General features: G+C 37.4%; 13 protein-coding genes. 8 read left to right on the forward strand and 5 right to left on the reverse strand.

Features of this window, described 5'->3' with window-relative positions:
- Positions 1–153 precede the first annotated feature (153 nt).
- Together JP36_RS01840 and recN are read left to right on the forward strand one after the other, a co-directional pair.
- A complete protein-coding gene (locus tag JP36_RS01840) occupies positions 154–1,074 on the forward strand; it encodes an NAD(+) kinase (RefSeq protein WP_039171382.1) in 921 nt (306 codons plus the stop codon).
- A gap of 70 nt (positions 1,075–1,144) precedes the next feature.
- A complete protein-coding gene (recN, locus tag JP36_RS01845; protein WP_039171385.1) occupies positions 1,145–2,821 on the forward strand; it encodes a DNA repair protein RecN in 1,677 nt (558 codons plus the stop codon).
- Between the two features lie 80 nt (positions 2,822–2,901).
- On the opposite strand, the gene ettA is transcribed toward recN, so the two are convergent.
- Positions 2,902–4,572: an energy-dependent translational throttle protein EttA gene (gene ettA, locus JP36_RS01850; RefSeq protein WP_039171388.1), complete on the reverse strand. Its 1,671-nt coding sequence runs from the start codon at positions 4,570–4,572 to the stop codon at positions 2,902–2,904.
- A gap of 272 nt (positions 4,573–4,844) precedes the next feature.
- On the opposite strand from ettA, the gene JP36_RS01855 reads away from it, so the two are divergent.
- The 5 genes from JP36_RS01855 (at position 4,845) to JP36_RS01875 (ending at position 8,918) form a co-directional block, all read left to right on the forward strand.
- Positions 4,845–6,023, forward strand: a complete 1,179-nt coding sequence (locus JP36_RS01855; protein ID WP_039171392.1) for an ATP-grasp domain-containing protein — start codon at positions 4,845–4,847, stop codon at positions 6,021–6,023.
- A 17-nt stretch (positions 6,024–6,040) separates the two neighbouring features.
- Complete coding sequence (locus tag JP36_RS01860) at positions 6,041–6,793, forward strand: esterase family protein (protein ID WP_039136251.1); 753 nt, start codon at positions 6,041–6,043, stop codon at positions 6,791–6,793.
- Between the two features lie 544 nt (positions 6,794–7,337).
- On the forward strand, positions 7,338–7,787 hold the full coding sequence (gene exbB, locus JP36_RS01865; protein WP_018347365.1) for a TonB-system energizer ExbB: 450 nt from the start codon (positions 7,338–7,340) through the stop codon (positions 7,785–7,787).
- 9 nt (positions 7,788–7,796) lie between these two features.
- Positions 7,797–8,186 carry a TonB system transport protein ExbD gene (gene exbD, locus JP36_RS01870; RefSeq protein WP_039136244.1) on the forward strand — a complete coding sequence of 130 codons (390 nt, stop codon included), beginning with the start codon at positions 7,797–7,799 and terminating at the stop codon, positions 8,184–8,186.
- Complete coding sequence (locus JP36_RS01875; protein WP_039136242.1) at positions 8,187–8,918, forward strand: energy transducer TonB; 732 nt, start codon at positions 8,187–8,189, stop codon at positions 8,916–8,918.
- On the opposite strand, the gene plsY is transcribed toward JP36_RS01875, so the two are convergent.
- Positions 8,919–9,527 (reverse strand): glycerol-3-phosphate 1-O-acyltransferase PlsY, encoded by a 609-nt coding sequence (gene plsY, locus JP36_RS01880; RefSeq protein WP_039136240.1) that lies wholly within the window; start codon positions 9,525–9,527, stop codon positions 8,919–8,921. It lies immediately after the preceding gene.
- 91 nt (positions 9,528–9,618) lie between these two features.
- Between plsY and folB the strand changes: the two genes are divergently transcribed.
- The gene (gene folB / locus JP36_RS01885) at positions 9,619–9,978 is read left to right on the forward strand and encodes a dihydroneopterin aldolase (RefSeq protein ID WP_039136238.1); all 360 of its coding nucleotides are present in this window, start codon (positions 9,619–9,621) and stop codon (positions 9,976–9,978) included.
- A 23-nt stretch (positions 9,979–10,001) separates the two neighbouring features.
- Here the strand turns inward: folB and JP36_RS01890 are convergent, their stop codons facing one another.
- The 3 genes from JP36_RS01890 to JP36_RS01900 all read right to left on the reverse strand — a co-directional run bounded on the left by JP36_RS01890 (position 10,002) and on the right by JP36_RS01900 (position 13,165).
- Positions 10,002–10,433 carry a GNAT family N-acetyltransferase gene (locus tag JP36_RS01890; protein ID WP_039171394.1) on the reverse strand — a complete coding sequence of 144 codons (432 nt, stop codon included), beginning with the start codon at positions 10,431–10,433 and terminating at the stop codon, positions 10,002–10,004.
- A 7-nt stretch (positions 10,434–10,440) separates the two neighbouring features.
- The gene (gene cls / locus JP36_RS01895; protein WP_039135786.1) at positions 10,441–11,910 is read right to left on the reverse strand and encodes a cardiolipin synthase; all 1,470 of its coding nucleotides are present in this window, start codon (positions 11,908–11,910) and stop codon (positions 10,441–10,443) included.
- Positions 11,911–11,995: 85 nt separating this feature from the next.
- Positions 11,996–13,165, reverse strand: coding sequence for an MFS transporter (locus JP36_RS01900; RefSeq protein WP_039171396.1), 1,170 nt, complete (start codon positions 13,163–13,165; stop codon positions 11,996–11,998).
- Positions 13,166–13,208 lie beyond the last annotated feature (43 nt).

Genomic DNA, 13,208 nt, shown 5'->3' on the forward strand with positions numbered 1-13,208 from the left:
TTTTACGGCGGCTAGTTTAACAAAAAACACCATAACCGCCAATTATTCGGCGTGAGATATTAATTAAGTCAAATTTATCGCCGATAGTTATGTTAATATAAGCCTCATTTAGTGCAATTCAAGGATTGCGTTGTTATCAATTGGGTAATTGTTATGCAAGAATTTAGAATGAAACCGCAACAGCATACATTACATCGTTCGTTTCGCACGATTGGTGTAGTGGGACAGCCTCGACACGATGATCGCCTGCAAATGCATCAAGATCTATTTATTTGGCTAAAGCATCGTGGTTATCACGTTTTAGTTGAACAGGAAGTCGGTAAAGCTCTGCAATTGAGTGCAAAACATATTGCTACGTTGGATGAGATTGGCTCAATGGCAGAATTAGTGATTGTGATTGGCGGTGACGGCAATATGCTGGGGAAAGCACGCATACTTGCTCGTTATGATACAGCGTTGATTGGGATTAATCGTGGAAATTTGGGATTTTTAACTGATATTGACCCAGATCAGGTGTATCAACAGTTATCATCCTGTTTGGATCGTGGCGAATTTTTTGTGGAAGAACGCTTTTTATTGGATGTGAATGTGGAACGAGAAGGACAGGTTATTGCGTCAAATCAAGCGATTAATGAGGTTGTGATTCATCCAGCAAAAATTGCACATATGATTGATTTTCAAGTTTATATTAATGATAAATTTTGTTTTTCGCAGCGCTCTGACGGCTTGATTATTGCTACACCGACCGGTTCAACCGCTTATTCATTGTCTGCCGGTGGACCGATTTTAACGCCATTATTAAATGCAATTACATTGGTACCGATGTTCCCTCATACTCTATCTTCTCGTCCGTTGGTGGTGGATGGCGACAGCAAATTGCACTTTCGTTTTGCACAGTATAACGTGCGGCAGTTAGAGGTGAGTTGTGATAGTCAGGTGAATATTCCTTTCTGTATTGATGATGTGATTGTGGTGAAAAAGAGTGATTTGCGGATGAAACTGCTGCATTTACAAGATTATAACTACTATAACATCCTCAGTTCTAAATTAGGTTGGCTAAAAAAATTATTTTAAATTTCAAGAAACACTTTACTGTATAAAAAAACAGTATATACTGATATTTATACAGTATTGGAGGTTTCTTATGCTCACTCAATTACGCATCAATAATTTTGCTATTGTTAATCGTCTTACCTTAGATTTTGCACAAGGAATGTCTGTTATTACCGGTGAAACTGGTGCCGGCAAGTCAATTGCATTGGATGCCTTAGAGGTCTGTTTGGGGCAGCGTGCTGAGAGCGGAATGTTGCGCTCCGGCGAATCAAGAGCGGATGTTAGTGCATTGTTTTCATTACAAAATAATTCTGCGGCACAGCAATGGTTACAAGCACACGAATTGGATGATGAAGAAAATCCGGAAGAGTGTGTTTTGCGCCGTACAATTAGTGCAGATGGGCGCTCAAAAGGATTTATTAATAATCAACCGGTGCCTGCTGCTCAATTACGTGAGTTAGGCGCATTATTGGTGCAAATCAGTGGACAGCATTGTTCTCAACAATTATTGAAGCCTGAATATCAATTACAGCTATTGGATACTTTTTGTCATAACCAAAGTTTATTACAGCAGTTAAATCATCAATTTCATTTGTGGAAGCAACAACAGCAAAAATTGGCGGATTTTCGTCAACAATGTGCAGAAAACGAGGCAAGAAAACAGCTATTACATTATCAAATTGAAGAATTGAATGAATTTGCCTTAAAACAGGGTGAGTTTGAAGAATTGGATTTAACACAAAAACGATTAGCAAATAGTGAATTGTTAAGTCGAGGGTCGCAATCTGTTTTACAGTTGTTGTCGGAAAATGAAACCGCGAATATCGAAAATTTATTAAATAAAACAGTGAGCTATTTAGATGAATTGGTTGAGGCGGATGAGCAATTTAAAGAGGCACTGCAATTAATTCAACAGGCACAGATTTACGTTCAAGAGGCTTTTTCTGAAGTGCAGCATCTTGCCTATCGTATTGAGGATGATCCAGAATTATTGGCTAATACGGAAATGCGTTTAAAACGGGCGTTACAATTAGCACAAAAACATCGGGTTAATGTTTCAGAATTACCGGTTTATCATCAGCAATTAAAGCATGAATATGAACAGTTAGCGGAATATATTGATGGCGAAGAGTTGTTAGTCGAAGCGGAACAGCAAGCTTATCAACAGGCAATGAGAATTGCGAAACAGCTTTCGGAACGTCGGCAACAAGGTGCCATTTTATTAGCGAAAGCGGTAACCGAAGAAATTAAACAGTTAGCAATGGAAAATGCTGAATTTGATATTCAATGCACTATGGAATCACAAAAATTATCTAATAAAGGTATAGATCAAATCACGTTTATGCTATTGAGCAATTTAGGAGAGAGTTTTCAACCTTTGCATAAAAATGCTTCTGGTGGTGAATTATCTAGAATTGCACTGGTATTACAAGCTTTAACGTCAGATCAAAGTACGATTCCGACAGTGATTTTTGATGAAATAGATGTTGGAATTAGTGGGGCAACAGCCAATATTGTCGGTAAACTTTTGCGTTCATTAGGTGAAAAAGTGCAGATTCTATGTATCACGCATTTGCCGCAGGTCGCATCACACGGGCATCAACATTATAAAGTTGAAAAATATTGCAAAGCCGGAAAAACAGAAACACAGGTCAGTTTATTAAATGCTGAGGAACGGGTAAAAGAGTTGGGTAGATTGCTTGGTGGTAGTGAAGTAACACAGTTATCGTTAGCAAATGCACAGGAGATGTTAGCGTTGGCAAGTTAATTCAGCTTTTTATAATGGATAATTCCGCCTATTAGTTGTGTATAAAACTATATAGGCGGTATATTTTATTTGGTAGTGATTTATTTCGTAATACGTTTATATTTTATACGTTTTGGTTGGACGGCTTCAGCACCAAAGGTTTTCTTCTTCCACTCTTCATAATCAGAGAAGTTACCTTCATAGAAAGTGACTTTACCTTCATCACCATAATCCAAAATGTGAGTAGCGATACGATCCAAGAACCAGCGGTCGTGAGAAATAACCATCACACACCCCGGGAATTCCAAGATAGCATTTTCCAATGCACGTAAGGTTTCCACATCAAGATCGTTGGTTGGCTCGTCAAGGAGCAGCACATTTCCGCCACGTTGTAATAATTTGGCTAAATGCAAACGACCACGTTCACCACCTGATAATTCACCGACACGTTTTTGTTGATCAACACCTTTAAAATTGAAGCGTCCTACATAAGCACGACTTGGAATTTCAAAGTTACCGATCTTCATAATATCCAAACCGCCGGAAACTTCTTCCCACACAGTTTTGCTATTATCCATCTTGTCACGGAACTGTTCGACAGAAGAGAGCACCACAGTGTCCCCTAATGTAACAGTGCCTTTGTCAGGTTGTTCTTGACCGGATAACATTTTGAATAGCGTAGATTTTCCAGCTCCGTTTGCTCCGATAATACCGACAATTGCACCTTTAGGAATATTAAAAGATAGATTATCAATTAAAGTACGATCACCATATGATTTGGATAAATTTTCCACTTCAATGACTTTATCTCCTAAGCGAGGACCAGGTGGGATAAAGAGTTCGTTGGTTTCATTACGTTTTTGATAATCGCTACTATTTAATTCTTCAAATCTAGCCATACGGGCTTTGCTTTTTGCTTGACGTCCTTTTGGATTTTGACGAACCCATTCAAGCTCTTTTTCTATTGATTTTTGACGAGCTGATTCGGTTGCTGCCTCTTGTGCTAAACGTTTTTCTTTTTGCTCTAACCAGGAAGAATAGTTACCTTGCCAAGGAATACCTTCACCACGATCAAGCTCTAAAATCCAACCGGCGACATTATCCAAGAAGTAACGGTCGTGGGTAATAGCTACAACAGTGCCTTCATAATCGTGTAAGAAACGTTCCAACCAAGCCACGGATTCCGCATCAAGATGGTTTGTTGGTTCGTCCAATAATAGCATATCCGGTTTTTCTAATAGTAGACGGCAAAGCGCAACACGGCGACGTTCACCACCGGATAAATGTTCGATTTTACTGTCCCAATCTGGTAAACGTAAGGCATCTGCTGCACGCTCTAATTGATTCTGTAAGTTATGACCGTCGTGAGCTTGGATAATCGCTTCTAATTCAGCTTGTTCTGCTGCTAATTTATCAAAATCCGCATCTGGATCAGCATATAGTGCATAAACTTCATCTAATCGGGTTAATGCATTTTTCACTTCGTGAACTGCTTCTTCAATCGCTTCTCGCACGGTCTGTTGTGGTTCTAGTTTTGGTTCTTGTGGCAAATAACCGATTTTAATGCCGGGTTGTGGACGAGCTTCCCCTTCAAATTCTTTATCTACACCTGCCATAATGCGCAATAAGGTAGATTTACCGGCACCGTTTAAACCGAGTACACCGATTTTTGCACCGGGAAAGAAACTTAATGAAATATCTTTTAAAATTTGACGCTTCGGTGGCACAACTTTGCTCACGCGATGCATTGTAAAAACAAATTGTGTGGACATAGTTCTCGCTGTTTGTTTTGTGATTTGATAAAAGCATTATTCTACTGGAAATTATTGCTTTTGACCATTTCACGATGAAAATTTCAGTAACACCGAAAAAATGAAAAGATCTGATGAATCATATTGGCTGAATAAAACATAAAAATATGCTTTTATATACAAAATATGATTGCAACAAGGAATGTTGGAATAGTAATATCAATCAGACTATTTATATAAATAGTACACCACAGCATTATATTTAATTACCATTGCTATTTGAGGAATCTTTGATGTCAAGACCAATAAATTTTGTAATGATTTCACCCCATTTTCCCACCAATTTTGAAACGTTTGCACATAGGTTGCGTGAAAACGGTTTTAATACATTAGGAATTGCTGATGCTCCTTATGAATCATTAAGCGAAGGACTACGCAATTCACTAACAGAATATTATCGTGTTGATAATATGGAGGATTATGATCAAGTTTATCGTGCAGTTGGCTATTTTGCACATAAGTATGGACGGATTGATCGTATTGAATCGCATAATGAATATTGGTTGGAGTTGGATGCAAAACTTCGTACTGATTTTAATGTGTTTGGTTATAAAAACGAAGATATGAAAATGATTAAAACCAAATCACAAATGAAAGAAGTGTTTAAAGAAGCAGGGTTGAAAGTGGCGAAAGGGCGTGTTTTTTCTGATGAAGAGGATGCTCATCGTTTGGCTGCAGAATTAAAATTGCCAGTGATTATTAAACCGAATTCGGGTGTTGGAGCGAGTGACACTTATAAAATTCGTACAAAACAAGATTTAATACATTTCTTTGAACATAAAGCACCAAATGTTGAATATATTATGGAGGAATTTATCGATGGAGATATTGTGACGTTTGATGGTTTAGCCGATCACAATGGGAATATCGTATTCTATTCCAGTTTAGAATATTCTGAAGCAGTGTTGGATACAGTAGAAAAAGGTGGCGATATGTTCTATTTTGTGCCACGTGAAATTTCACCGAAATTAGTTGAACTCGGTAAAATTTGTGTCGAAGCCTTTAATGTCAGAGAGCGGTTTTTCCATTTTGAGTTTTTCCGTGTTAAGGGCAGCAACGAAATATTACCCCTTGAAATTAACTGCCGTCCACCGGGTGGTTTAACCATTGATATGTGGAATTATGCGAATGATTTTGATGTATTTAATGAATATGCCAATATTGTTAAAGAAAATAGATTCTATGCGCATATTACTCATCCGTGGAATGTAGTTTATATTTCTCGTAAGGCGAATAAAAACTATCTTAATACGACACAGGCAGTTTGCGAAAAATTTGGTAACAACATTATCAGTGTGCAACAGGTGCCGGGCATTTTTGCGAAAATTATGGGAGAAGAGGGAATTTTAGCGAGAACTGAAACTCTGGAGCAGATGCGGGAAATTATTCAATTTGCACATCAAAAACAATAATTGAGAGGAAGTGAATTATGCATTTTGAGAGAAGAAGTCATTGGAGCGGTGAACTAGGGCGTGAAATGTATTTTAATGTGTATGGTCACGCCGGTAAGCCGGTAATTGTGTTTCCATCCTCAGGCGGTGATCAAAATGAATATGGTAATTTCGGGATGATTGAAGCCTGCCGTTCTTTTATAGATCGTGGATTACTGAAGTTTTATACGCCTGATTCTTACGATAAAGAGTCGTGGTTGGCAACTTACAAATCCGGACACGATATGGCATTAGCACACGATGCTTATGATCGTTATATCATCAATGAATTGGTGCCATTAATTCGGCACGAATCGCAATGGGGTGGCGCAATGATGGCGACCGGTTGCAGTATGGGGGCGTTTCATACCATTAATTTTGCATTGCGTCATCCGGATTTGTTTGATGTGGCGATTGCGCTAAGTGGCGTTTATGATGCTCGTTTCTTTACTGGGGAATTTTATGGGGATCAGGCGATATATTTCAATTCGCCGATAGATTATCTTTGGGGACAGCAGGATAGTTGGTTTTTAGATCGTTATCGACAAAATCACTATATTGTGGCAGTAGGACAAGGTGCTTGGGAAGAGCAGCACGTTGCAGATACAGCACGTTTGCAAGAAGCTTTTCAGGCGAAAGGCATTGTCGCTTGGTTTGATTTTTGGGGATACGATGTTGATCACGATTGGCCGTGGTGGAAGAAACAGATGCCATTTTTTCTAAGTAAATTGGAGGAACAGGGTATCATTTAGTCAGTATAGTTATTCGTTTTTATTTTTGCCGACAGGATTGATTCTTTCAAAGATAAATGGAGTATAAAATTCGTCGGCATAAAAAAGTAAAATCTCTTCATCAGTGTTTCTTTCATCACTATATAGACCTAATCTTTCTTATAAATTCTATAAAAAACTTACAAAATGATCTCATTCTAATTCTTTGCAAGAAAATGATAATAATTCCTAAAAATATCTTGAAAGCAATAAATTTTTTATTGATAATAGTTCTCATTAATTTAATTGATAGTTTTTAATCCTCAATAACCTAAGGAGAATTTTGGAATGAAGAAAACCTCATTTGTATTATTACCGCTCGCTGCTTTTTCAAGCAACTAAATATTATGCGGCTTCAGATAATGAACTCGGTCGTAACTATAAATTCACCGTTTCTTATAAATTCTAAGTAATGGTTTGACTTTCTGCCAACCTTTAAATAAAGGCGGAAAGTCTTTATTCCTGTTAATTTATATAAGTGCATTGCAATGATGCCTTATATTTGTTGTTTTTAAAGGGTTGGAAAATGGATGCATTATTTGATTTCTTACAACAATATGTTGATTACATTATTTTAGGTCTGTTGGCGTTGATGAGCTTTGTAATGGTCTGGATGGTGATTGAGCGCTTATTGTTTTTACATAAAATCAATATTAAAAATTATCAGAATATCCACGATCTTGAAATTGATCTTACACGTCATTTAACCATTATTTCCTCCATTGGTGCAAACGCACCATATGTGGGATTGTTGGGAACAGTTATTGGTATTTTGCTCACTTTCTACCAGTTAGGGCAATCGGGTGGCGACATTGATGCTAGTGCCATTATGCTTCATTTGTCATTAGCACTGAAAGCAACTGCTGTGGGAATTTTAGTCGCTATTCCGTCAATGATGTTTTACAACGGTTTAGGGCGTAAAGTGGAAGTGAAACGCTTACAGTGGAAATCTTTACAGGCGGAACAATCAAGATAGGAATGAGATATGAAGAAGTTCGATGAAATTAATATCATTCCTTTCATTGATATTATGTTAGTACTGTTGGCAATTGTTTTGATTACTGCATCTTTTATTTCGCAAGGTAAAATTAAGGTGAATGTACCAAAAGCAAGTAGCACGGTAGCATTTAAATCGGATGAACTTGCGAAACTGCTCACTATCACTAAAGATGGTGAGCTTTATTTCAATGATAAGCCGATCAATAGAACCGATTTAGAGAAAGAGATGGCGAGTTGGGATAAATCACAAAAAGTAACATTAAAAGTAGATTCTGAAGCTACTTTCCAAGAATTTGTTAGTATTACCGACTTATTAGGTAAAAATGAGATCAAAAATGTTGCCATTGTTACTGTAAAGGATAAAGGAGGCAATTAAGTGCATTACACCAAGCCTGCTTTTTATGTTACCACTGCTATTTATAGTGCATTATTTGCCGGTGTGGTTTGGTCATTTGATGGAACGCAACAGTCAGCAAATAGTATAAATGGAGAAATTTCACCAATCATTTCAATGGAATTGTTTTCTGCCAATATTGTTGAGGAACCTCAACCAGAACCTCAACCGGAAATAGAAATCAAGCCTGAACCAGAAAAGATAGTTGAAACTCAGAAACAAGAAGTTGTTCCTGATCCGACAATAAAAAAAGAATCGAAACAGCCTAAAAAAGAGATTAAAAAAGAAGTTGTAGAGCGTAAAAAGGAACATAAAAAACATCGTGATCATAAGAAAAATCATCGCCCTGTTTCGCAGGCAGTACAATCTAAAGCACAGGGTGCGCCTGTTACAACACAGCAACAAAATTTACAAGGAACAGGAACAAATAGTGATGAGCTTGCAGCATATCGTTCTGCATTAAGGCGAGAAATTGAAAAACATAAACGTTATTCGCAACGAGCAAAAATGTTGCATCGTCAAGGTACTGTCATAGTGCAGTTTACTTTGATGGATGACGGAACAATCCAAAATGTGCGGTTACATCGTTCTTCTGGTTATGAAGATTTGGATAAGTCGGCAATGGATGCAGTAGCGAAAGCCAATAGTGTTGGCATACGTCCGGCAGGTTTAGCTACAGAACAGAAAATCCCGATTAAATTTATGCTGAGATAATTATTTCTTCTTTTTATTTTTTAATTTATCCCACATTTTGTCTTCTTGTCCACGCCATAAACGTTGAATATTGTCGTGGTGACGGTAGATAAGAAGACAACAAACTAATGCGGTTGGAAAGGTGAATTCGGGGCGAAACCACCAGACATAAAATGGGATGGTTAATGCGGCAATTACTGCACTGAGAGAAGAGTAACCGGTGAGTAGGAAAACACATAACCAGACACCAAGCATAAATCCTGCTACAGACCAGCCAATCGGTGCAATTGCACCGAATGCGGTTGCTACACCTTTGCCACCACGAAAGTGATAATAAATTGGGAAAATATGCCCTAGGCAGGCACCTAAAGCCACCATTCCTAATTCAAACTGTGTTAGTTGTAGGTAATAACCGAGCCAAACTGGTAACATTCCTTTAAGAATATCAAAAATTAGCACCAGTAATGCTGGCAAACGTCCACCAATTCGTAACACATTGGTTGCTCCGGGGTTATGAGAGCCGTTTTCTCGAGGATCAGGAAGGTGAAAGAGTTTGCATAAAATGATCGCGCTCGAAATAGAACCTATCAAATAGGCAATTAGCATATAAAAAATAGCAAATAGACTCATAACTTTTCCTTTTCACTCATTTGGGCTTTTGTTTATTGTAACCAAAATTGTTAGTATAGCTACAATTAATTCATTAAACGGCGAAATTTATATGACGAAAGAATTTATTTTTATTGAAGAGTTAACTATTTTTACCACTATTGGCGTTTATGCTTGGGAACAACAGATTAAACAAAAATTAGTGTTTGATTTAGAAATGGCGTGGGATAGTGAGCAGGCGGCACGGACAGATGATGTTCAATTTTGTCTAAATTACGCAGAGGTTAGCGAATTTATCATTGATTATGTCAGTAACCGATCATTTGCATTGATTGAAAGAGTAGCATATGAGGTGGTGGATCAATTACATCAGCGTTTTCAAATCTCACAAATTCGTTTAAAACTAAGTAAGCCCAGTGCCGTTGCTCAAGCAAAATCGGTTGGTATTGTGGTGGAAAAAAGGTTTGGTTAATGATTGATGGCAGAAGAATGCCATCAAAATTTACGCATATCAATATGTGGGATATTGTCTTCCAGATAGATATCTGAAACCACAACAAAACCGAATTTCTGATAAAATTCTTGCAAATAGTGTTGTGCCTGAATTTCAATGAGATAGTTTGGAAATTGCTGTTGAATAAAAGCTAATGTGCTTCTTAATAGTGTTTGAGCATAGCTTTTGCCACGAAAATCTGGCATTACTAAAACACGTCCAAAATGAACGTACTCATTTTGGAAAAAAATACGAGTATAAGCGACAAGATGTTGCTGTTCCGATAGCCAGAGATGAAATGCGCATAGATCAATTTCATCCACTTCCTGATATGAACATTGTTGTTCAACGACAAAAACTGCCGTACGAGCCTGATAAATCTGAAAAAGCTCTCGTGTAGTCAATTGATTAAATGTTCTAACTTGTTGTTGCATAATGTTTTTACAAAAGTGGGCTGAAAAAGAAAAATAACCGCTCAAAAAAGCGTTGCCACAAAGGGCGCTGTTGCCATTGTTGATAATCGATGGTTTCAGTTTGCTGATAATAGTTGTGGTGTAGCTGCAAAATTTCTTTGGCAAAATCGCGATCTTCTACAATCATCATTACTTCAAAATTAAGCATAAAACTGCGAATATCCATATTAACGCTACCGACTAATGCTAATCGTTGATCAATCAAAATACTTTTAGTGTGTAATAATCCGCCTTTAAATCGATGAATTTTTACTCCAGCAGCTAATAAATTATCGAAAAGTGCGCGACTTGCCCATTGCACCATAGTTGAGTCATTCTTTTTCGGCAAAATAATATTCACTTCTACGCCACGTTGCGCTGCGATTTTTAAAGCATCCTCAATGCTTTGGTTTGGCACGAAGTAAGGTGAGGTGATTGTGATTGATTTTCTAGCAGAAAATATGGCTACTGAAAGTGTTTGCGACATTAAATCATCTGGGAAGCCGGGGCCTGTGGCAACAATTTGTACAGCGTGCGAATTGTCATTTTCAATCGGCAATAATGGGCAAAGTGCAAAAGCAAAAGGCTGCTGTTGCTCAGTTTCGATTTCCCAATCCCATGCGTGTAGATGATTAAGAATAGAGGAAACCGGCCCGTCAATTCTAACCATAATATCAATCCATTGCCCAACGTTAGCATCCTGTTTAAATTCACTTGGGTCAACCATATTCATACTGCCGGTATAGGCAATTTGATTATCGATCACTACAATTTTGCGATGTTGACGAAGATCAATACGCTCTAAAAACATTCGTAATGGATTAGCGTGTAATGCTTCTAAAAATTCGATTCCTTGGTCGCGTAATTGTTGGCAATGCTTACTCAAGAGAAAATCTCGACTACCTACAGAATCAAGTAGAATATGAATTTGCACACCACGTTGCTTAGCTTTTAATAATGCTTGTTCAACTTGAGTGATAAGCCCTCCACTTTGCCAAATATAAAAAGTCATATTGATAGAAAAATTAGCCTGCTCAATATCTTTAATAATACTTTGAATAATGGATTGTGGTGTTTGCAAAATATGTAGATCATTGCCAATAATACAAGGAATGTTTTGACGACGTTGACAAAGATCAAACAGTGATTTGTATCGTAATGCCTCTTTATTTTCGACAAGATTTTTATAATCTTTATATTGATTAAACCAAGCGACATATTTAGGTCTTAATTGGTGGAAAAGCTTAGCGCGATGCGAACCTAACTTGATTTCCCCAAAAATAAAGTAAGCAATGATGCCAACAATTGGCACGATATAAACAATTAATAACCACGATAAGGTAACCGACATTGCCTGCTGTTTGAATAACAGACGTAAAGTGATAGAAACTTGACAAATCCAGATAGTGATAGGAATAGTATATTGTAAAATAGTAATAATATCAGTGGTAATAATCATAACATCATCAATAACCTAATTAAGGAAACGTTATTTTAACAAAGAAAATCGACATCGCGATTTAATTTATGCGATGTCGATTGAATTAGATAATTTTGTCTGTTTTTTCAATAAACCACGCTGCGATAGCCATTACTAATACTAAACCGCAAAGAACCCAGATTTGTGGTAACCAGCTATGCCAAATACCATAGCCGTAACCGAATAATACCGGCCCACAGGCAGCTAAGAGATATCCTCCGGATTGAACAACCCCTGATAATCTAGCCGTATTGGTTGGTGAGGTAGTTTTTACAGATAGCATTGTTAAAAGATAAGGGAATAATGCACCACCTGCTAATCCGGTAAAAATATTGACAAATAGCCAATAGGTAATGCTTTGGTAATTTAATAACATCATCATTACGCCAAGTAAAGCGATTAACATAAAAAGTATAATAACGATTTGGCGTTTTTGGCTTGACCAACGGATAAAAGCAGTGGGTAAAAACAGCATTAATGGAATTGTTACCAACATAAAAACACCAAGCAAATAGCCGGTTGTGTTGGCAGACAGACCGGCCTGTTGCCCCATTGTCGGTAACCACGCCAACGTAGTATAGAAATAAAGCGATTGTAAGCCACCGAAAATCACGAAACACCATACATATTTATTTTTCCATAGCGTCGGATTATTTTGGTTTTTATTGTGCATGTCTAAATAATGGTTATGTTTGATATTAGGCAACCAAACCAACAATGCAATCAGCAAAATAGCAGAAAGTAGCAGAATCATAGTTTGCCAACTGTAAGCTGTAGTAATTGGCATTGCTAATGATGAGCCGATGATAGTGGCAAAGGTCATTGATAGAGAATAGAGTGAAGTGAGTTTGCCTAAGCGGTTTGGTTGATTCGCCATAATAGTGCTTGGTAACAGTACATTGAGTACTGCAATGCTGATACCGATTAGTACGGTGCCAGTAAAGAGCAGTGATAAAGAGAAAATTCTTAATGTAGAGCCAATTAACATTAAAACCAACGCCATTGCAAATAGTTTTTCTAAACCGAAGCGTTGACCGAGTTTTGCCGCAAAAGGCGAAACTAAAGCAAACATAATAAGTGGTAAGGTTGTTAGTATACCAAGTTGACTGATTGGAATAGAAAATTCAGTAGCAATTTCATGCAGAATAGGCGGAATAGCAGTAAATGGCATTCTTAGCACTACGCCAATCATCATAATGCCTAAAATTAAAAAAGTGGTATTTCTTTGTTTCATTTTAATAAATTAGAAAATAGACTATAAATCAAAAAGTAGAAAT

This window comes from Gallibacterium genomosp. 1 (assembly GCF_000771875.1).
In the GTDB taxonomy this organism is placed as follows: Bacteria; Pseudomonadota; Gammaproteobacteria; order Enterobacterales; family Pasteurellaceae; genus Gallibacterium.